The 20,763-nt window shown below is 39.9% G+C and carries 17 protein-coding genes; 12 read left to right on the top strand and 5 right to left on the bottom strand.

Annotated elements, in window-relative coordinates; all coding sequences use genetic code 11:
• The first annotated feature begins 83 nt into the window (after nucleotides 1–83).
• The 11 genes from gatB to AB3G38_RS09085 all read left to right on the top strand — a co-directional run bounded on the left by gatB (nucleotide 84) and on the right by AB3G38_RS09085 (nucleotide 15,114).
• Complete coding sequence (gene gatB / locus AB3G38_RS09135) at nucleotides 84–1,547, top strand: Asp-tRNA(Asn)/Glu-tRNA(Gln) amidotransferase subunit GatB (RefSeq protein ID WP_367868186.1); 1,464 nt, start codon at nucleotides 84–86, stop codon at nucleotides 1,545–1,547.
• Nucleotides 1,548–1,570: 23 nt separating this feature from the next.
• A complete protein-coding gene (locus tag AB3G38_RS09130; protein ID WP_367868185.1) occupies nucleotides 1,571–2,677 on the top strand; it encodes a redoxin domain-containing protein in 1,107 nt (368 codons plus the stop codon).
• Between the two features lie 105 nt (nucleotides 2,678–2,782).
• Nucleotides 2,783–3,472 (top strand): response regulator transcription factor, encoded by a 690-nt coding sequence (locus AB3G38_RS09125; protein ID WP_068396433.1) that lies wholly within the window; start codon nucleotides 2,783–2,785, stop codon nucleotides 3,470–3,472.
• Nucleotides 3,473–3,543: 71 nt separating this feature from the next.
• A complete protein-coding gene (locus AB3G38_RS09120; RefSeq protein WP_367868184.1) occupies nucleotides 3,544–4,266 on the top strand; it encodes an RluA family pseudouridine synthase in 723 nt (240 codons plus the stop codon).
• Between the two features lie 11 nt (nucleotides 4,267–4,277).
• Nucleotides 4,278–6,068, top strand: coding sequence for a chloride channel protein (locus tag AB3G38_RS09115; RefSeq protein ID WP_367868183.1), 1,791 nt, complete (start codon nucleotides 4,278–4,280; stop codon nucleotides 6,066–6,068).
• A gap of 224 nt (nucleotides 6,069–6,292) precedes the next feature.
• On the top strand, nucleotides 6,293–6,967 hold the full coding sequence (locus AB3G38_RS09110) for a response regulator (RefSeq protein WP_367868182.1): 675 nt from the start codon (nucleotides 6,293–6,295) through the stop codon (nucleotides 6,965–6,967).
• A gap of 19 nt (nucleotides 6,968–6,986) precedes the next feature.
• Nucleotides 6,987–8,342: a sensor histidine kinase gene (locus tag AB3G38_RS09105; protein ID WP_367868181.1), complete on the top strand. Its 1,356-nt coding sequence runs from the start codon at nucleotides 6,987–6,989 to the stop codon at nucleotides 8,340–8,342.
• 102 nt (nucleotides 8,343–8,444) lie between these two features.
• A complete protein-coding gene (locus AB3G38_RS09100; RefSeq protein ID WP_367868180.1) occupies nucleotides 8,445–9,755 on the top strand; it encodes a TolC family protein in 1,311 nt (436 codons plus the stop codon).
• Between the two features lie 9 nt (nucleotides 9,756–9,764).
• Nucleotides 9,765–10,859, top strand: a complete 1,095-nt coding sequence (locus AB3G38_RS09095) for an efflux RND transporter periplasmic adaptor subunit (RefSeq protein WP_367868179.1) — start codon at nucleotides 9,765–9,767, stop codon at nucleotides 10,857–10,859.
• A gap of 32 nt (nucleotides 10,860–10,891) precedes the next feature.
• The gene (locus AB3G38_RS09090; protein WP_367868178.1) at nucleotides 10,892–14,035 is read left to right on the top strand and encodes an efflux RND transporter permease subunit; all 3,144 of its coding nucleotides are present in this window, start codon (nucleotides 10,892–10,894) and stop codon (nucleotides 14,033–14,035) included.
• Between the two features lie 209 nt (nucleotides 14,036–14,244).
• Nucleotides 14,245–15,114: a DMT family transporter gene (locus tag AB3G38_RS09085; RefSeq protein ID WP_367868177.1), complete on the top strand. Its 870-nt coding sequence runs from the start codon at nucleotides 14,245–14,247 to the stop codon at nucleotides 15,112–15,114.
• 61 nt (nucleotides 15,115–15,175) lie between these two features.
• Here the strand turns inward: AB3G38_RS09085 and AB3G38_RS09080 are convergent, their stop codons facing one another.
• The 5 genes from AB3G38_RS09080 to AB3G38_RS09060 all read right to left on the bottom strand — a co-directional run bounded on the left by AB3G38_RS09080 (nucleotide 15,176) and on the right by AB3G38_RS09060 (nucleotide 19,455).
• A complete protein-coding gene (locus AB3G38_RS09080; protein ID WP_367868176.1) occupies nucleotides 15,176–15,967 on the bottom strand; it encodes a M48 family metallopeptidase in 792 nt (263 codons plus the stop codon).
• Between the two features lie 96 nt (nucleotides 15,968–16,063).
• Entirely contained in the window at nucleotides 16,064–16,651 is a 588-nt protein-coding gene (locus tag AB3G38_RS09075) for a hypothetical protein (RefSeq protein WP_367868175.1), read from the bottom strand.
• Nucleotides 16,652–16,700: 49 nt separating this feature from the next.
• Nucleotides 16,701–17,852 carry an MFS transporter gene (locus AB3G38_RS09070; protein ID WP_367868174.1) on the bottom strand — a complete coding sequence of 384 codons (1,152 nt, stop codon included), beginning with the start codon at nucleotides 17,850–17,852 and terminating at the stop codon, nucleotides 16,701–16,703.
• Between the two features lie 78 nt (nucleotides 17,853–17,930).
• Nucleotides 17,931–18,770: a hypothetical protein gene (locus tag AB3G38_RS09065; protein ID WP_367868173.1), complete on the bottom strand. Its 840-nt coding sequence runs from the start codon at nucleotides 18,768–18,770 to the stop codon at nucleotides 17,931–17,933.
• Nucleotides 18,771–18,801: 31 nt separating this feature from the next.
• Nucleotides 18,802–19,455, bottom strand: coding sequence for a TetR/AcrR family transcriptional regulator (locus tag AB3G38_RS09060; RefSeq protein ID WP_367868172.1), 654 nt, complete (start codon nucleotides 19,453–19,455; stop codon nucleotides 18,802–18,804).
• 326 nt (nucleotides 19,456–19,781) lie between these two features.
• Between AB3G38_RS09060 and bla the strand changes: the two genes are divergently transcribed.
• Nucleotides 19,782–20,693 (top strand): class A beta-lactamase, subclass A2, encoded by a 912-nt coding sequence (bla, locus tag AB3G38_RS09055; protein WP_367868171.1) that lies wholly within the window; start codon nucleotides 19,782–19,784, stop codon nucleotides 20,691–20,693.
• Nucleotides 20,694–20,763 lie beyond the last annotated feature (70 nt).

Here is a 20,763-nt window from a genome sequence, read left to right as displayed (position 1 = left end):
GTCCTAAACCCATGGTCATAAACTTATTTGGTTATATTTGTGAGACAGTAATTCACGACATTAGTTTAATTTATTGCCCATAAATGAGTACGAAAACTGCTATTTCTCCCACAGCATTTGAATTGGTATCAGGCTTAGAGATTCACGTTCAGTTAAATACAAAATCGAAAATATTTTCTTCAGACAGCGCAGCTTTTGGTGCTAAACCTAATGCGCATATCTCTCCGGTTTCATTGGCTTTGCCTGGTGCATTGCCAAAAATGAATAAAGAAGTAGTTGGAAAAGCGATCAGAATGGGGCTGGCCCTGAACTGTACGATCAATCAAACCAACTACTTTGACCGTAAAAATTACTTCTATGCCGATCTTCCTAAAGGTTACCAGATTACTCAGGATAACCAACCGGTTTGCCAGAATGGATATATTGATCTGGTTTTAAGTGATGGTACAGAAAAGCGTATCGGAATCAACAGGATCCACATGGAAGAAGATGCAGGTAAAAGCATGCATGACCAGGATGATCACTATTCTTTTGTAGATCTGAACAGGGCAGGGGTACCTTTGATAGAAATTGTAACCGAACCTGATATCCGCTCTGCCGAAGAAGCTTCTGTACTGCTGACCGAAATGAGGAAGCTGGTGAGGCATCTTGACGTAGGAGATGGAAATATGGAAGAAGGAAGTTTCCGCTGTGATGCCAATATTTCGATCCGTGAAAATGGAACAGAAGAATTTGGAACACGTTGCGAGGTGAAAAACCTGAATTCTATCCGTAATGTACGCAGAGCAATGGAATTTGAATTTAACCGCCAGATCGAAGTGATTGGTAGCGGAGGTTCAATTGTTCAAAGCACGTTAACCTTTGACGCTGATCATGGAACTACAGCGCCGATGCGGACTAAAGAAATGGCAAACGATTATCGTTATTTCCCCGATCCGGATCTGCCGCCTATAGTAATTTCAGATGAATGGCTGGCTGCTTTGAAAGCAGGAATGCCTGCATTACCCCGTGAAATTACAGCAAAGCTGATGGCAGATTTCGGTCTGAATAATTCTGAGGCATCCATATTTACTGAGGATAAAGAATTGCTGGATTATCTGAATGCTGCTTTAACTTTAGTAAAGAATCCTAAAAACCTGATTAACTGGCTAACCGGCCCGATCAGAGCTCTATTAAATGAGCAGGGTTTAACCATTACTACTTTTAAAGTAAGTCCTGCACAGCTTGCTGCAGTTGTTAACCTGGCCGAAGAAAAGAAAATCACGCAGCAAATTGCTTTACAACAATTATTACCAGCTATTCAGTTGGCAGAGGATGCGGATGCTGCTGTACTGGCCGGACAGTTAAACCTGCTGATCGTAGAGAACGATGGCGAACTGGCTGGTTTTGTGGATCAGGTGCTGGAAAAATTCAAACCACAGGTTGCAGCCTATAAAACTGGTAAAAAAGGAGTTTTAGGCTTATTTGTCGGAGAAGTAATGAAACTGGCAAAAGGGAAAGCAGACCCTGCAAAAATCAATGAACTGTTATTGGAAAAGTTAAAATAAGGATTAATCTATAGTAGATAAGTATGAACAGAATAGCCACCCTATTAATCGTATGTATTGCATTTGTCGCTTGTAATGACAAAAGCAAATTTGAGATCAGCGGGAAATTTGAACACGCTAAACCACAAGCAAAAGTTTATTTATACGGAATTAATAAGGCAAGTGAGACTCCGCTTGATTCCACAGTATTATCAAATAAAGGAGAATTTAAATTCAGCAGAAGTACACCTGAAGTAGACTTTTTCAGAGTGAAAATTGATAACAGCGAATATATGCTGATCGCTAAAAATGGCGATGTCATCAAATTAGAGGCAGACCTTGAAGATAAAAATCTTGCGTATAAACTATCAGGCGCAGCAGAGGCTGATAAACTGGAAGAACTGAATAAGAATAAAAACCAGTATGTAGCGAAACTTGCAGCTTTACAGGCACAATTTGAAGAAAATGTAGCGAATCAGCCGCAGAACAGAGATGCAATTGCTAACCAGATGCGGCCAGCACTGATTAAAGAAAATGAGGGCCTGGTCAACTATATCCTGAAATTTGCCATGGACAATACGACATCTCTTGCTGGATTTTATGCCATCAACTCTTTAAATCCAAGTGATTATGAGAAAGAAATGATTGCCTACTCAGAAAAAATCAAGAGTAACTTCAATAAAAATGAAGCGGTAACCGACTTTTTAGTTAGAATGGCTAAACTGAAATCTGTGCAGACCGGACAGCTTGCTCCGGATTTCACGATGAATACGCTTGATGGAAAAACGGTTAAACTATCAGATTTAAGAGGTAAATATGTACTGCTTGATTTCTGGGCTTCCTGGTGCCAGCCTTGCAGACAGGAAAATCCAAACGTAGTTAAGGTCTATAATAAATACAAAGACAAAAAATTCACTATCCTGGGTATATCTTTAGATAAAGACCCTGTAGCATGGAAACAAGCAGTAATTGCAGATGGATTAACCTGGACACATGCCAGTGAACTGAAAGATTTTGAAAGCCCGACCGTAAGAATGTACCAGGTGGAAGCTATTCCCAGCTCATTTATATTAGACCCGGCTGGTAAAATTATTGCTAAAAACCTGAGAGCTGAAGAACTGGATAAGTTTTTAGAAAAGACTTTACGTTAACCCTAATTCAATGTTAAACTATCAGGTGTCATTAACAATTTGTTAACTTAGCTTTAACCTGGTTATGCAAATGATTACTTAATTTCGTAACAAATATTTAAAGACATGAGCGCCGTAAAACAAAAGATACTGATAGTTGATGATGAACCTGATATCTTAGAGTTAGTTGAATATAACCTTAAAAAAGAAGGTTATCAGGTTTACCTGGCCAGCAACGGACAGGACGGGATTGCAGTTGCAAAAAAAGTGCACCCTGATCTGATCATCCTGGATATCATGATGCCTAAGATGGATGGGATTGAAGCCTGCCGTCTGATGCGTGCTATTCCTGAGTTTAAAAATACTTTCATGGTTTTCCTGACGGCAAGAAGTGAAGAATACTCGGAAATTGCTGGTTTTAATGTCGGTGCAGATGATTATATCGCTAAACCAATTAAACCGCGTGCTTTAGTAAGCCGTATCAATGCTATATTGAGAAGAAACGTGAGTAATGATGAAGTTTCTGAGAACAAAGTTGAAATTGGAGATTTAGTAATCGACAGAGAAGCTTATCTTGTTTATCAGAGCGGACAGAAAGTCGTATTGGCAAAGAAAGAATTTGAATTGCTGTACCTGCTGGCTTCTAAACCTGGTAAAGTATATACAAGAGAGTCGATCCTTAAAAATATCTGGGAAGATTCTGTTGTCGTGACTAACCGGACTATAGATGTGCATATCCGTAAATTGAGAGAGAAATTAGGCGAAACTTACGTGGCAACTGTCAAAGGAGTAGGCTATAAATTTGAACTTTCTTAATCATTTACATTCTTATTTCAAATGGTAAAGGATGAAATTGTACTTTTGTACTGTTTTATAAATCCACACCATTGAAATATCCTTCATTTAAAGACCTCATTCTATTCGAAGACGATAACCATATCGTTGTCAATAAGCCGCCATTTGTTGCCTCATTAGACGAGCGTGGCGGCTCCGGCGAAGTTAATATACTTCGCCTTGCAAAACAGTATTCAGCTGATGCCCAGGTTTGTCACCGTTTAGACAAAGAAACATCAGGTGCAATTATCATTGCTAAAAACCCCGAAGCCTATCGTTCAGTCTCAATGCAATTTGAGAAACGTAAAGTTCAGAAGACGTATCATGCCGTTGTTGACGGATTGTTCACGTTTAAAGAGCTTTTCATTGACCTGCCTATCTTAAACGATGGAAACAGGAGTGTTACGATTGACCGTAAGGAAGGCAAACGTGCTGAAACCATTTTCAATTCTGTTAAATTTTACAGACATTATACTTTAGTAGAATGTAAGCCGATTACAGGCCGCATGCACCAGATCAGGATTCACCTGGCTACGCAGCGTGCTGCAATTTGCGGAGATACCTTATATAAAGGTAAACCTGTATTTTTGTCCAGTATCAAAAAGGGGTACCGGATTGCAAAAGATGATGAAGAGCTTCCGATCATGAAGCGTTTTGCACTGCATGCCAAACATGTCATCTTTAAAGGACTGGATGGGGAAGACATCGAAATTGATGCACCATACCCGAAAGACTTTGCTACACTGATTAAATTGTTAGATAAATTCGATTGCTAAACTCATAAGAAATGTACGTAAGATTGGTCAACTATCTTGACGCTGTAAATCAATACCGAAGAACAAAAATCTCCAACAGAAATTTCCTCGTTATAGCGGCCATGATCGTTGGCGTTCTGGCCGGACTGGCTGCGGCACTGCTAAAAACGATTACCCATCACATTGAAGACTTTTTACAGGATGGTTTTCACTGGCAATATAAGTATTACCTGTTCCTGGTCTTTCCATTTATAGGAATACTGCTTTCTGTGATGTATGTAAGGCGTTTTATCCGGAAAGGGAAATTTGAAACTGGTTTAACACCTTTACTCTACACGATCTCTAAAAAATCAAGCAGGGTAGAACCCCATAATATCTATTCACAGATTATTACTGCGGCATTAACTGTAGGCTTTGGCGGATCAACCGGACTGGAAGCGCCGATTGTAACCAGTGGCGGGGGGATAGGATCTGTTGTAGGACGCTTTTTAGGGCTTTCTTACCGCGAAACTACCATGCTGCTGGCTTGTGGTGCTGCCGCGGGTATTGCGGGCGCATTCAACAGTCCTATTGCAGGGATCGTTTTTGCGATTGAGATCCTGTTACCTGAATTTACTATTCCGGCATTTATACCGCTGTTACTTTCTTCGGCTACGGCTGCAGTGGTGGCACGTTTCTTTTACAATGAACAATTGTTCTTTTTGGTTACCGAAGGATGGAAATTCAATTCTTTAGCCTGGTATATTGTACTGGCTGTTCTGATTGGTCTGTTTTCGATGTATTTTACCAAAGCCAATTACTTTATTAAAGGGCTGTTTTATAAGATCAAACATCCTTATCAGAAGGTTGCGGTTGGTGGTCTTGTGCTGGGAGCAATGGTTTTCCTGTTTCCTACTTTATACGGTGAGGGCTATGTGACCATTAAAAATCTTTTGGGCGGTAATTATACAGCTGTGATTACAAACAGTATTTTTTCTGCTTATAGTAATATCCCTACAGCTGTTATTTTATTCACTGCGATTACCGTATTTGCAAAGTCTGCGGCTACCCTGGTTACCCTTGGTGCTGGTGGTAACGGGGGGATTTTTGCACCCAGTTTAATTATGGGTGGACTGATCGGTTTCCTGCTTGCTTTCACGATTAATACTTTGGGAATTGCCCATGTGAATGTTTCTAATTTTATTGTTGCAGGTATGGCGGCGTCACTCAGCGCAATTATGCACGCACCGCTTACCGGAATATTCCTGATTGCAGAAATCACTGGTGGATACGTGCTGATGGTACCTTTAATGATTACCTCAGCTATCTCTTACCTGATCAACAGGAGCACGAATAAATATTCTATCTATACTAAACCTCTTGCTGAAAGCGGTGAGCTGATGTCTCATGAAGATAAAGACACGACGGTACTGCATATGATGAAGTTAAAATACCTGGTAGAAAAAGATTACCTGGTATTGAATGAGGAAGAAACTATTGCCGAAAAGCTGCCTGAAATCCTGCAGTCTAAACGAAATATATTCCCGGTCATTGCAGAAGATAAATCTTTTAAAGGTTTGATTTATGTAGAAGATGTACTGAAAAAAGCCATTAACAACCCGGCTAATCCGGATTTAACGGTACACGACCTGATGCAGACAGCATCATCCATTGTATTCATTACAGATTCCATGAAAATAGTGCTGAAAAAGATGGAAAAAGAGAATGCCTGGTTGTTACCTGTTTTGAATGAACAGGAAGAATATATTGGCTTTGTTTCCAAAACTGCGGTGTTCAATAAATACCGCGCTTTATTAAGCCGCCAGGCTGATTATATGGAATAAAAACGAGGCGGCTTCTGAATTTTTCAGGAGCCGCCTTATTTTTAATTTCTGTTTTAATGTTGTTTTAATCTCCAGAAGCTTCATTCTCAACGCTATTCAATTCTGAACCCTTATTTTGCTAATAAATTGATAATCAACATTAAAATCCTTTAATGTAGGTTTAAATCCTATTCGTTCGGGGTATCTTTGGGGCAATCAATATGCACTCCTAATTAGAAGAAAAAATGAATATTTTAATGATTGAAGATGAGCCAAAGGTTGCTGCATTTATTAAAAAGGGGCTGGAAGAACAATTGAATACCGTAACCGTTGCTTATGATGGGAATATGGGATGTAAAATGGCCCTGGAGAACGATTATGAGCTGATTATATTGGATGTGATCCTTCCGTATCTGAATGGAATGGAGGTTTGTAAACAAATCAGACAACTCAAGAAAGAAGTGCCTATTTTAATGCTTTCTGCTTTAAATACGGTAAATGATAAAGTACAGGGGCTGGAGAACGGTGCGGATGATTATTTAACTAAACCCTTTCATTTTGCAGAATTACTGGCGCGGATCAAAGCTTTAGGCAGGCGTCGTGACCAGGTTTTACCAGGTACGGTCTTTAGAATCCGTGACCTGGAAATGGATTGTTATAAAAAGACAGTCAGCCGCAATGGCAAGAATATCATCCTGTCTGCTAAGGAGTTTACATTGCTGGAGGTACTGATGGCTAATAAAGGTCGCGTATTGTCCAGAGTTTATATTGCTGAAGCTGTTTGGGGCATCTCCTTTAACAGAGGTACCAACCTGATTGACGTTTATATTAATTACCTGCGTGCTAAAATTGATAAAGGTTTTGATCAGCAACTGATCCATACAGTGATTGGGATGGGATATGTGATTAAGGATAATTGATGAAGCAAAATCCGTCCCGATGAAAGTTAAAAACAGACTATCTCTGCAATTTACCTTTATGTTTGCCATTTTACTTTTGGTGGTCTTAACAGGTATTTATTTGCTGGTAGAACATAACCGCCTGAAATCTTTTATGAATAAGCTCGATGAAAGAGCTGTAACCGTTGCACAGTTTTATCTTGCAGAAGATAACCTGTCAAAAGATATATTCAGGCAGGTCGCCAAAAAGTTCCCTCAATCACTCACCCACGAATCTATCCGGGTCTATGACGACAAGTTTAATTCTAAATTCACCCGGGAGGATTCTGTTAGCTGGAAACATGAATTTCTGGCACAGATTGTTAAGAAAAAATCTATTCATTTGCGGCAGGGGGAAACCCAGATTACCGGTATTTACTATCCGGATAACTCAGGTAATTTTATCGTGGTCGTTTCTGCGGTCGATGACCGGGGTTTGCATGATATGGAGCAGCTCAGACTGATCATGACTGCATTCTTTATCAGTTCCCTGTTTATTACTTTTTTTATCGGGCGTATTTTTGCGCGGATTTCTTTACAGCCTATCGTTTCTATTACAGATAACCTGAAAAGAATCAGAGCATCCAGCCTGCACCACAGGTTAAGCGTTAATCAGTCGAAAACTGATGAAACTGATAATTTATCGTCGGCTATTAATCAGTTACTGGAACATCTGGAACAGTCTTTTGAAAGTCAGAAATCATTTGTTGCGAATGCTTCTCATGAATTACGGACGCCGATCACTTCTATCCTGGGAGAGGCCGAAATCACTTTAATGAAAGAACGGAGTTCTGAAGAGTATAAACATGCTTTACAGGAAATTGTAGGAAGTGTGGAACGGTTAAACTATATCATTAATAGTTTAATGGAACTGATGCAAACTAATTTGGATAATAAAGACTTTCAAAGTATAAGAATAGACGAACTGATCTGGGAAATTGCAGATGAGCTGGCCTTTAAGACCAATACCGATCCTATTAAAATCGTTTATGATTTACCGGCTGATCAGTCTAAAAGAACGTTACAGGGAAACAGGCAATTGTTATTTATTGCCATTAATAATATCCTGAAAAATGCGGTTAAGTTCTCTGTAGGTCAGGAAGTGTTATGTACAGTAGGTTATAAGCATCAACAGATGGTTATTGCGATCAAAGATGTTGGCATTGGTATGAGTCCTGCAGATGTTAAAAAAATATTTCAACCTTTTTACCGTGCTGCCAATGCGCTGAACTTTTCGGGCTATGGCATAGGTCTTTCTTTAACCAATAATATCGTTAAACAGCACAACGGCTCTATTCAGGTAGAATCAGTTTTGGGTCTGGGCACTACTTTTTATGTTTATCTGCCTGTAAATTAGGTTACATTAAAACTTTCTAATGGACTTCTAATGCCCGTATAATCTGCCCTTAAGTAGTCCCTAATACCTATACTATAGTTTTGTTATTCAAATAATAAAGCTATGCAATTTAAATTTGTGCTCCCTGTATTGCTGGTAAATCTCTGTGGTTTTACCGGAATTGATTCAGTAATAGCAAGGGATGATGGCAAAAACGATACGCGTGATTCCTTAAATATCACGATTAAACAGGCCGAAGAGCTGTTTCTCAAAAATAACCTGAGTTTAATAGCTGGTCAGTATAATATTGACGATGCCAGGGCGCAGGTGATTACTGCCCGCTTGTTTGATAACCCGGAAGTATCCTATGAGAACATATTATACAATTCCGCAAACAAGAGGCTACTGGATGTCAGTAAACAAACCGGACAGCGTGCGGCAAGTATCTCCCAGCTTTTTCAAACTGCGGGTAAACGGAACAAGAATATCCGGCTCGCCAAAATGGGCGTACAGCAGGCAGAATTTCAGCTTTTTGATCTTTTGCGTACCCTTAAATATACTTTGAGAACAGATTTCTATAAAATCTACTATCAGGAACAATCTGCAAAAGTATATGCCAGGGAGATCAGCTCTCTATCTAAAACACTGGCTGGATTCAAACAGCAATACGCCAAAGAGAATATTGCGCTGAAAGAAGTATTGAGGATTCAATCTCAATTGTACACGCTTCAATCAGAGTTAAATGATTTGAAAGATGGTATCGATGATATGCAAAGCGAATTTAAATTGCTAACCCGTACTAGTGCTAACGTACATATTGTACCTCAGCTTGAATTCAATCTGGATGGCAAAGATGTATTACAGCAGGTTTCCTATAAAAAATTGCTTGACTCCGCTTATACCAACAGGTATGACTTAAAACTGTCGCACTCGGTGATTGAATCCAGTAACCTCAACCTCCGGCTGCAAAAGTCGATGGCGATACCAGACGTCACAATGTCGGTCACTTATGACCGGTTTGCAGGTTATACGCCTAATTACACCGGGCTTGGGATCAGTATACCTCTTCCTCTTTTTAACCGGAACCAGGGAAATATCAGACAGGCAAAAGTGGCAATTGAGGTCAGCAAAAATGCTTTGGCACAACAGGAAGATCAGCTGCAAAACGATCTGGATAATAGTTATCAGGCTGCGGACAGATTGGAAAGGCTTTATAACAGCTTTGATCCTAAGTTTAAAGCAGACTTCACACACCTCATCGGAGAGGTTTACAAGAGTTATGAGAAACACAATATCGGCCTGCTTGAATTCCTTGATTTCTATGACTCTTATAAAACCAATGCGATCCAGCTGAACAATTTACAGCTTAACCGCATCAGCTCTTTAGAACAGTTGAATTTCGTTACAGCTACTCCATTCTTTAATCAGCAATAATCTCTTGATATGCATACTTATAAAATATTTGCGCTGGCAGCTGCATTTGGTACTGCCACTTTACTGTTCTCGTCCTGCACGCGTCATGATGCAGCCTCAAAGCCTGAGGATAATAAATTTAAAGTCACAGATAGTTTATTGGGCAGTCTGTTAGTAGATACTGTGCAGCAGGCCAGCGCAGTTTCTCAGCTCACCCTGACCGGTACGATAGAGCCTGATGAAAATAAAGTAGCTAAAATTTATCCCATGGTGAGCGGGATCACTGAGAATGTAAATGTACTGCTGGGAGATGTAGTGCACAAAGGGCAGACCCTGGCCAGTATGCACAGTGTAGAAGTTGCTGGCTTCTCAAAAGACCTGATTAGTGCAGAAGCAGATTTGAGGGATACGAAAAGAACACTGGAAGCTACAAAAGATTTGTATCAGAGCGGACTGGCATCGGGTAAAGATCTGGAACAGGCAAAATCAGACTATCAAAAAGCATCAGCAGAAAATAGCCGTGCACATTCAGTGATGTCAATTAATAAAAGTGACAAGCGTGGTTATCTGATTAAAGCGCCGATCAGCGGATATATTGTAGAGAAAAATATCACCAGTAATATGCAGGTCAGAGCTGACAATACAGAAAACCTGTTTACCATTGCTGATCTTTCTTCAGTTTATATCATTGTCAATATTTACGAGTCTGATATCACGAGCGTACAGACGGGTTATCCGGTTCAGATTACTACACTGGCTTATCCCGGAAAAATTTTCACCGGGAAAATAGATAAAGTCTACAATATGATAGACAAGGACAATAAATTAATGCGTGCGCGTGTGAAAATCAGTAATCCGGGTAATTTACTGAAACCGCAAATGTTTGCGAATGTAGTGGTACAGGCAAAATCTGGCGAGAACCTGCCAATGATTAATACCCGTTCAATTGTACTGGATAATGACCGGAATTTTGTGGTGGTCAAAGAGGGTAAATCGCAGGTACGTATACAGCCAGTTACTGTTTCCAAGCGTGTGGAAGACCGGGCCTATATCAGCTCAGGTTTAAAACCCGGTGATCAGATTATAGCGTCAAGACAGTTGTTCCTGTACGAATCTCTGAAATAACATGATCCGCTTAACCCGTTTAAATTCAAGCAATGAATAAAGTAATTAAATCAGTACTGGCTTTTTCTCTTAAGAATAAGTTCTTTATATTTTTCATGACGTTCCTGCTTCTGGTTGGAGGATACTTCAGTTTTAAAAGCATCGCAATAGATGCGTTTCCGGATGTAACGAATACCTCACTGACCATTATCACTCAATGGCCCGGGCGAAGTGCAGAAGAAGTAGAGAAGTTTGTAACCCGGCCGCTGGAAATAGCGATGAATCCGGCGCAGAAAAAGACATCGATCAGATCTTCGTCTTTATTTGGTCTTTCGGTAGTCAAAGTAACTTTTGAAGACAATGTCGAATATGATTATGCGCGTTTGCAATTAAATAATCATTTAGGTGACGCCGATTTACCTGAAGGAGCCAGGCCCGAGATTTCACCGCCTTACGGGCCAACGGGTGAGATTTTCAGGTATACTTTAACCAGCAGCAAGAAGTCTGTTAAAGAACTTAAAACTTTAGAAGAATGGGTAGTAGAGCGTGAAATACGTGCTGTACCCGGTGTAGCAGATGTGAATAGTTTTGGTGGCCCGACTAAAGCCTATCAGATTACGATTGATCCTGAAAAAGCTGTGCAGTACGGCGTTACACCGCTGGAAGTTTACGAAGCTGTTTCCAAAAGTAATATCAACGTAGGTGGTGATGTGATTGAGCAAAGCGGACAAGCTTATGTAGTGAGAGGGATTGGTTTACTGAACAATATCAATGAGATTAAAAATATCATCGTTGACCATGTGAAGGGGACACCCATCTTTGTGAAAAACATTGGTGAAGTTACAGCATCCAGCTTGCCGCCTCTTGGACAGGTTGGCCGTGATGGTGACCCGGATGTCGTAGAGGGAATTGTGGTGATGCTGAAAGGTGGAAATACAAATGATGTGATTCAAAGCCTTAAAGCCAAAGTTGATGAACTGAACAATAGTATTCTGCCGGATGATGTAAAGATCAATGCTTTTTATGACCGGGAAGATCTGGTAGATTTTGCAACGCACACGGTGCTGCATAATATGGCCGAGGGGATTATTTTTGTGACTGTGATCGTGTTCTTGTTTATGGCCGATTGGCGAACTACAATTATTGTGGCTATTGTAATCCCGCTGGCTTTACTTTTTGCATTTATCTGTCTGAAATTTAAAGGCATGTCTGCCAATTTACTCTCGATGGGGGCGATTGACTTTGGGATTATTATAGACGGAGCAGTGGTGATGATGGAAGGTATCTTTGTAGTACTGGATCACCGGGCGAAGAAAGAGGGGATGGAGAAGTTCAACAAACTCAGTAAACTGGGGATGATTAAAGAAGCTTGTCTGATTAATGGTAAGGGTATATTCTTCGCGAAGTTGATTATCATTATTGGTTTGCTGCCAATCTTCAGCTTTGAAAAGGTGGAAGGTAAAATGTTTTCTCCTTTAGCCTGGACATTGGGTTTTGCACTATTGGGCGCATTAATTCTGACTTTTACCCTGGTACCGGTCATGGCCAGTGTGCTATTGAATAAGAATGTTCGTGAAAAGCGCAATTTCTTTGTAGAATGGATCACCCGCAATTCCATGCGACTTTTCAATGTTTGTTTTAAAGGCAGGAAAATAGCTTTTCCAGTCGCTATTATCATCCTGGCAGTCAGTCTTTTCTGCTTCAGATTTTTAGGGACAGAGTTTTTACCACAACTCAATGAGGGAACTATTTATGTGCGGGCAACAGGGCCGCTGAGTACCTCGCTTGGTGAATCTGTGAAGCTGGCCAATGATATGCGCAGAACCTTCAGAAGCTTTCCTGAAGTTAAACAGGTCATTTCTCAAACAGGCCGTCCGGATGATGGAACAGATGCCACAGGATTCTACAATCTGGAGTTTCATGTAGATCTTTATCCGCAGGATCAGTGGAAAAGTAAAGCGAGTAAACCTGAATTGATCCAGCGAATGCAGGAAAAACTGAAATTCTTTCCGGGGATTGATCTCAACTTCTCTCAGCCAATTTCTGATAACGTAGAAGAAGCTGTATCCGGTGTAAAAGGGTCTATCGTGGTGAAGTTATTTGGCGATGATCTTAAATTTGTCGAAGATAAAGAAGAGAAGATTTTCAAGATCATGAAAGACATTAAGGGAGTGGAGGATCTTGGTATTATGCGGAACCTCGGACAACCTGAATTGCGGATTGATCTGGATCAGGAAAAAATGGCCTTTTATGGGGTAACTACTGCAGATGCGGGGGCGGTTATTGAAACGGCAATCGGCGGGAAAGCAGCCACACAGATTTACGAAGGTGAACGTAAGTTTGATCTGCGGATCCGTTATCCTGAAAGCTTCAGGAACAATGCGAATGCAATCGGTGATTTGCGGGTACCAACACTTTCAGGGAATAAAGTTCCGCTGCGGGAAATTGCTAATATCAGAAAACTGGTTGGGCCGAGTTTGATTTATCGCGATAAGCACAAAAGATATGGTGCCATCAAGTTTTCTGTAAGGGGCCGCGATATGGGCAGTACCATTAAAGAAGCGCAGGATAAAGTCAATGCCCAGGTCAAATTGCCAAAAGGTTATCATATAGAATGGGCGGGGGATTTTGAGAATCAGCAAAGAGCAACGCAGCGTTTAACGCAGGTTGTACCGGTTAGTATCTTGTTGATTTTCTTTGTGCTGTTTATCTTATTCGGAACAATCAAAGATTCATTACTTGTATTAAATAATGTACCGTTTGCGATTGTGGGCGGGGTATTTGCATTGCTGCTTACGGGTATAAACTTTAGTATTTCTTCAGGAATCGGATTTATAGCTTTATTTGGTATTTGTGTGCAGAATGGGGTTATATTGATCACCAAGTTCAAATCAAATATTAAAGAAATGCGTCATAGCCACCCTGAATGGACGTTTATTGATGCGCTTAGAATTGGTGTGGAATCCCGTATTCGTCCGGTAGTGATGACAGCAATGATGGCAGCTATTGGATTATTACCAGCAGCAATGTCAACAGGTATCGGCTCTGAGACTTCAAAACCGCTGGCTACAGTAGTGATTGGGGGATTAATTTCTGATACTTTATTTAACCTGTTTATATTCCCGATTGTATTTTACTGGGCTTACCGTAAAAAGGTAATGAAACAAGATAAACCTTATACCGCTATTACTGAATAGCAAGGATTAAAGAAGGTCTGTTCCGGATCATATTCTGGTCGTAGTTGAGAGGGGGTTGAAAGGGCCATTGGCCCTTTCAACCCCCTCTCAACTACGACCAGTTATACTTGTTAAAGTGTCCTGTTATTTTATGCTGGAGCCTTTCCTCCGATTTTGATCAGACAACTCTGATTTAATTGAGGAAAATAATAGCTAAATTTGCGCCGCAAATGAATAACAATAAATCTTTTACTTTACCACCAATCCCTGCTGTTCTTTTATCAATTATCAGTGTACAGTGCGGGGCTGCAATTGCCAAAGGCCTGTTTCCTATTTTAGGAGCACAAAGTACAGCCTTTATACGGATTGGTCTTTCGGCCGTTATCCTGATGGCTGTTAACCGGACAAATCTAACTCAGCTTACTGCTAAACAATGGAAAGCAGTGATTCCTTATGGGGTATCCCTGGGATTAATGAACCTGATTTTCTATATGGCGATTGAGCGGATACCGCTTGGTTTAGGCGTTACACTTGAATTCGTAGGGCCTTTAATTGTTGCCATATTCGGATCTAAACGCATCACTGACTATTTATGGATTTTACTGGCCGGAATTGGGATTGCACTTATCGCACCCTGGACCGGTAAAGGAATTGATCTCATCGGTGTTTTATTAGCACTGACTGCAGGAGGTTTCTGGGCAGGTTATATTGTGATGGGTGGAAAAATCTCCAAGATTATGAATGGGGGAGACGCAGTTACGGTAGGTATGTTATTCGCTACCCTGGTTGTTGCACCATTTGGCATTGGAAGCGGGGGATTAACCCATTTAACACCAACTCTTCTTTTAATGGGACTTGCACTGGCGCTTTTGTCCAGCGCCATACCATTTACACTTGAAATCAATGCGCTGCGGCAAATGCCTGCGCGTACATTCAGTATCTTAATGAGTCTGGAGCCAGCTGTAGCAGCTTTAAACGGACTGGTTCTATTGCATGAATTTTTGACGTTTAATCAGTGGCTGGCAGTTGTCTGTGTGATTATTGCCAGTGCCGGGGCGACATTGACGACTAAGAAAGCTATTGTACAGGAGAATGTATAAAAAAAAGCCGGGTCTGAAACCCGGCTTTTTTATAACAGCTTATGCTGATCAGTATAATATCTTATTTTGACAAGCCGTCTTTTTTAGCTTTTTCTAATATTTTTGCTGCGCGTGAACCGCTATCAGGATGTGAACTTAACATCTTTTCTGTTTTAGTTTTTTCAGCACCAGATGATTTTTCCATATCGGCGAATTTCTGGAATGCACTTGCTAAAGCAGTTACTTTGTAATTATGTTTTTTCATAAACTCATAAGAATAGTCATCAGCTTCACTTTCTTGTTTACGGTTATATTTACTATCTAAAAGTGCATTGGCGAAACTTCCCAGCTGACTTTGTGAAAGTGAATTCACCACACCTGACTGAGAAGATGCTGCATCTGATATGGCTTCTCTTTTATAAGCACTTCTCACGGCATCTCTGGTATCTTTATTGGCAACGTGTCCAATTTCATGGCCGATAATCCCTAATAACTCATCATCACTCATGATATCCATTAAAGAAGAAAATACGCGTACACTACCATCTGCACAAGCGAAAGCATTGATGTCTTTCACTTTATATACTTTATAGTTTAACTTAAGTCCGCCTTCATTTTCATGTTTTGAAAAGATCTTGTTCAAGCGGACAGTATAAGGATCTTTAGCGGCAGCCACAGTATTGTGCTGATCCATCCAGGTTACAGCTTCACCAGCAAGTTTTGCTGCGTCAGCATCCGAAAAGGTAGCTGCTTTTACGCCCTTTTGTAATGCACCAAGACCTTTACTGTTTAATTTAATTTGTGCTGAAGCAGAATGAATTCCAAAAGAAAGGGTTAAGCCCAGCAGAGCGAGAGGTAAGATCGTTTTGTTCATCTTTATTATTTAGTTATTTGTTATGTATCCATTAACAATAAAATGCAGGAATTGTTTGTCAGAAAAATAATAAATAATTCTTTTGAATTAATAACGTTAGTGCTTCTTCTTAAGGAAAGTTTCCTGCTTCTTTTTTAACTCCGGGTAAGCCTTATTTACATATTCATCGTTAATATGCCTGTTTCCTTTATAATAATCCTGAAGGATTTCTTCCCTGCTTAATAAAGAAAGGGTTGCCATAGCAATAGGTTCATGGTCATCTTTGCTATACTTATCTCTGGAAAATACCATCGTGGAAAGACCGGTAAAATAGATATTCCATTTTTCCTTTTCTAAAGCACCATATATGACATCAACATAATCCTGTTTAGCCAGGGTATCTTTGTCCTGAAGAAGCAATAGTAAATAACATCTGTCCTTTTTACTGTTAAAAAAAACAGCATCATCCAATTTCCAATTGCATTTTTTGAGTACCTGAATATCCCTGAGATCTTCAGCAACCCATTTTTTCAGGCTTTTTTTCGTGGCAGTCTGTACTTCATGATAGCTATCATTTTGCTTAAAAACATCCAGCTGTGCATCAAACAAAGCTCTTCTGTGAGCTATGTTAACACAAGCAAAGAGCCCTGTTACTGAAATAAATATCAATAAATACTTTTTCATCATCAGTTCCTGTGTTTCCATTAATTATATCTTATCAAGGTAAGGATTTTCATAAGAATTTTACATACATCTATTGCTGACGGTAAGAAATACTCACAATAAGCAGCAGTAAGGCAATAAAGCAAAACGCAACCGAAAGAGAACTGGAATAAGCAATGAAACCAATCCCTGCCGGGCCTGCCAGTGAACCAGTATAACCTATCGTGGTGACTATAGGTAAAGATACTGAGGCAGGGACATCTTTTATTTTACCGGCTGCGCTGAATAAAACAGGAACAATGTTCGCTGCACCCAGCCCAACCAATACAAAACCTGCTAAAGAAAGCCATCCCCATGGGCTGAATACCGCCACAAGGTATCCTGAGGATGAAATTGCTGCCCCAAACAAGATTATTTTTTGTGGACTTACCTTATCCACTAATTGATCACCCAGTAAACGCATGACTGTCATTGCAATTGAAAATGCGGCATAACCGGCTCCGGCAGTAGCTGCATCAAAATTCCTGACATCTTTTAAAAATACAGCACTCCAGTCCAGTATTGATCCCTCAGCCAGTAAGACAATAAAGCACATCAGGCCCAGAAAAATTACTGCGCGCCCTGGCCAGGAGAATTTTGTTTGTTCCGTATGTTTTGATTCCTGGTCTGATGACAATAGGGAGTTATACTGACTGAGTGCAATCAGCAGCAGTAAAACTGAAATAATCCCTATAGCAATAATAGGCTGTAGTCCGAATTTGATCATCCCACCCATAAAAAGCGGTCCCAGAATTCCGCCCAGACTAAACAATCCATGAAAAGAAGACATGATATGCTGTGAATAATGCCGTTCTATATGAATAGCCTGGGCATTCATAGCCACATCAATTGTTCCTATAGCTGCACCAAAAGTAAATAGGGTAAGCCCCATTGTTAATGGGGTATCCATGATCAAAAGCAAGGGGAGTATGAGCGCTAACAGTATAATAGCCATCAGCATCATATTCTTGCTGCCATATTTTCGGATCAGAATTCCGGTAATTGGCATGGTGGTCAAACCGCCAGCGCCCATTAACAGCAGCAGCAATCCTAAGTTTGCATCATTAAATCCTAGACGCTCTTTCGCATAGGGAACGATGGGAGCCCAGCTGGCCACCCCTAATCCACACACTAAAAAAACAAGCATGGTCGACGTGCGCGCACTGATAATTGTAGAGGAAGGCTTTGTTTTTGTTTGCAACATTATGTAATTAACTCAAATTATGCATAATGTGGTAAAGAATATGAGAATATAATGTTTGCTGAAGGTGTTTTATTTTTCTTAGCTGGTTAAAGGGTACAACTCTTTTGCAATTAATTTCAAGGCGTGCAAAGAATTAATTTCAGTGATAATGAACAGTAATAAAGACATCTTAATGGGATCGGTTGGTTTTTGAAAGCCAGGGAGTTTAAAATGTGGTAATTGATGATCGTTGATTACCCCATGAAAATGTTCGTAAATTCCGATACTGTTTAAGTTTAAGGTCGTAAGCAGTTTAAGGATCCTGTAATTATTGGTTTCATCATCCTGTCCCTGTAAATAGAGCAGCAATTCCTTTTGTACTCTCAAAATATAAGTATAAACCGCAAATGATATTTCTTCATTAGGTTGCTGGTCCTCAAATCTCAAAACGGTTAGCAAATGGGTAACAATAGTTCTATTGATACTTCGTTCGAGTAAGGTTTTTTCTATGAAATGATGGTTTGTTTCCTCCTGGTACTGATGCTGTTCAATAAAACTGTAAGGAACTTTTCCATCAGTTTTAAAGAAGTTCTTCAGTTGTGTCTGCATAAATTGCAGGATACTTACCAGTGCATTGTAAAGACGCTGTAAAGTAAGCTCGCCATCATTGTCTTCGTTATCATCCAGCTCCTGAGCGTTTAAGAAAGTATAGACCCGTTCGGCCATGGTAACCAATTCATGCTGATGCCGATGGAAATATCTGGTAAAGAGTACTGCATCATTTTGCAGACTAACAGCTTTAAATATCTGGCAAATACGTATAGCCTCTATGGCTATATTTTCAATAGGATTACGCTGCTCAATCATCCAGGTCTCCAGCCCTTCACTTTCGTGTAAGGCGTCAACCAGCGACTTGAATTCCTGTAGTTCATATTTCATGGTATTTCTGGCGTTTATTGAAAATTGTGTGTTAGTTTTCTTTAGTTTGTTTTTTCGGAGCCTCATAAGCCCATTCAATAATGTGGTGGATCGTTTTTGTGATTTCTTCTCTTCCTTCGGCACTGTTGATGTCAATTCCACAGATTGTTCCACCATTAATTTTGGCCTGCAAAACCAGGTAATAAATACCCGATACCAATAACGCACTTACTGCCCTGAAATTCACTTCAGAATCTTTAAAATAGGGATCTGTATGTTTGAGTAAACTTGCGCCTATGTTTCCTCTGATATTACATATGCTTGCCATTAATGGACTTTTTGAAGTCAGTTCTTCCAGAACCATATGTTGCATGGTCTCTTCTTCATACAAGAAGGTAAACTGGCGTTCCAGCATGACTGAGATAACCTCTTTTGCCTGATCGGGGGATTTGATCTCATTGAATTCTTGTAATCTGTCTGCAAAACCTAGCCAGTAATCTTTTTCCAGGATATAGGTTTCTACCAATGTGTTTCCGTCTCCGAAATAACGATAAATGAGTTTTTTGTCCACACCTGCTTTACTGGCGATTTTATTCACGCCTAAACCTGAATACCCTTTTTCTATAATAATTTCCCCTACGGCCTGAAGAAGTTTTCTTTTGGTCTGTTCTTTATTTCTGTGTTTGACGTTGTCTTTACTTTCCATTGCCGGGATGTGAATGATCTATTCTTAGTATTCAGTGAGCGTCAGCCTGGAACGTAATGCAGGTTGGGGCGGGGAAAACCTGCCTTAAATTAGCTTTAAGTAAAATAATTCTCATTGTAGGTAGTTAAGGATGTTTCCTAAAAGGCAATATAGTGGATATTTTATTCAAAAGTGGTGACTTAGTATTTTTTTTAATTTTCAGACATTTTATACTGAGGAAGTTAGCCGGAACTATAAGTGTAAATAAGAATTTCCTGATGAATTTTGTAAATAAATTTATCGAAAGACGACATACACTGAGGGTAAATTATGCGTTATTTTATCCTATGAAAGGATTTGTTACATTAAAAAAAATGATTATTGCCGGACTTTTACTGACTGTTTCAGTAAGTGGGTTTGCGCAAAAAAATGAGCTGCGGAAAAGGCTTCAGGATATTATAGGTTCACATGCTGCAACCATTGGATTTTCATTAACAGATTTGCAGAATGGGGATACAATCACAGTGAATGGAACAAAACATCTGCCGATGCAAAGCGTTTACAAATTCCATCTTGCTTTAGCAATTTTAAACCAGGCAGATAAAGGTAAACTGCATCTGGATCAAAAGATCATGGTTAAAAAGAGTGATCTGCTGCCAGATACCTGGAGTCCGCTGAGAGATAAGTATCCAAATGGAGAAGTTGAAATACCGCTGTCAGAAATTTTAAGTTATACCATTTCACAAAGTGATAATAATGGCTGTGATATCCTGTTCAGATTAATAGGAGGGCCTGTAAAGGTTAATCAGTATATTCATAGTCTGGGCGTTAAACAAGTAGCTATAGTGGCTACAGAAGAGCAGATGCATAAAGATGAAAATGTACAATTTACCAACTGGACAACTCCCGTTGCTGCTACAGAGCTGTTAAAGTTGTTTTATAGTCAAAAGGTTCTTTCTAAAACTTCGCACGATTTTTTATGGAAAGTAATGACTGAAACCGTTACCGGGGCCAATAAGATTAAAGGGTTGTTACCTGCTGGTACTACTGTTACACATAAAACAGGAAACTCCGGGGCCAATGCAGCCGGTTTAACAACAGCCACAAATGATATTGGTATTGTCACACTGCCAAATGGAAAACATTTTGCCATTGCTGTATTTGTATCCATGACTAAGGAAGATGAAAAAGCAAGTGATTTAATCATTGCTGAACTGACTAAGGCCAGCTGGGATTATCTGACTGCAGAAAAGCCTTAATTTCAGACTTACCGTACTTTATTGAATAATTTATCTGGCGTTAGCCTTAAAGGGCCTAACGCCAGATAGG

This window comes from Pedobacter sp. WC2423, assembly GCF_040822065.1.
In the GTDB taxonomy this organism is placed as follows: domain Bacteria; phylum Bacteroidota; class Bacteroidia; order Sphingobacteriales; family Sphingobacteriaceae; genus Pedobacter.
The sequence above is the reverse complement of the archived record's forward strand: the minus strand, read 5'-3'. Positions and strand labels throughout refer to the sequence as shown.

Coding starts and splice junctions, on each gene's coding strand:
- gatB (WP_367868186.1), top strand. CDS start 84: ATGAGTACGAAAACTGCTATTTCTCCCACAGCATTTGAATTGGTATCA.
- AB3G38_RS09130 (WP_367868185.1), top strand. CDS start 1,571: ATGAACAGAATAGCCACCCTATTAATCGTATGTATTGCATTTGTCGCT.
- AB3G38_RS09125 (WP_068396433.1), top strand. CDS start 2,783: ATGAGCGCCGTAAAACAAAAGATACTGATAGTTGATGATGAACCTGAT.
- AB3G38_RS09115 (WP_367868183.1), top strand. CDS start 4,278: ATGTACGTAAGATTGGTCAACTATCTTGACGCTGTAAATCAATACCGA.
- AB3G38_RS09110 (WP_367868182.1), top strand. CDS start 6,293: ATGAATATTTTAATGATTGAAGATGAGCCAAAGGTTGCTGCATTTATT.
- AB3G38_RS09105 (WP_367868181.1), top strand. CDS start 6,987: ATGAAAGTTAAAAACAGACTATCTCTGCAATTTACCTTTATGTTTGCC.
- AB3G38_RS09100 (WP_367868180.1), top strand. CDS start 8,445: ATGCAATTTAAATTTGTGCTCCCTGTATTGCTGGTAAATCTCTGTGGT.
- AB3G38_RS09095 (WP_367868179.1), top strand. CDS start 9,765: ATGCATACTTATAAAATATTTGCGCTGGCAGCTGCATTTGGTACTGCC.
- AB3G38_RS09090 (WP_367868178.1), top strand. CDS start 10,892: ATGAATAAAGTAATTAAATCAGTACTGGCTTTTTCTCTTAAGAATAAG.
- AB3G38_RS09085 (WP_367868177.1), top strand. CDS start 14,245: ATGAATAACAATAAATCTTTTACTTTACCACCAATCCCTGCTGTTCTT.
- AB3G38_RS09080 (WP_367868176.1), bottom strand. CDS start 15,967: ATGAACAAAACGATCTTACCTCTCGCTCTGCTGGGCTTAACCCTTTCT.
- AB3G38_RS09075 (WP_367868175.1), bottom strand. CDS start 16,651: ATGGAAACACAGGAACTGATGATGAAAAAGTATTTATTGATATTTATT.
- AB3G38_RS09070 (WP_367868174.1), bottom strand. CDS start 17,852: ATGTTGCAAACAAAAACAAAGCCTTCCTCTACAATTATCAGTGCGCGC.
- AB3G38_RS09065 (WP_367868173.1), bottom strand. CDS start 18,770: ATGAAATATGAACTACAGGAATTCAAGTCGCTGGTTGACGCCTTACAC.
- AB3G38_RS09060 (WP_367868172.1), bottom strand. CDS start 19,455: ATGGAAAGTAAAGACAACGTCAAACACAGAAATAAAGAACAGACCAAA.
- bla (WP_367868171.1), top strand. CDS start 19,782: ATGAAAGGATTTGTTACATTAAAAAAAATGATTATTGCCGGACTTTTA.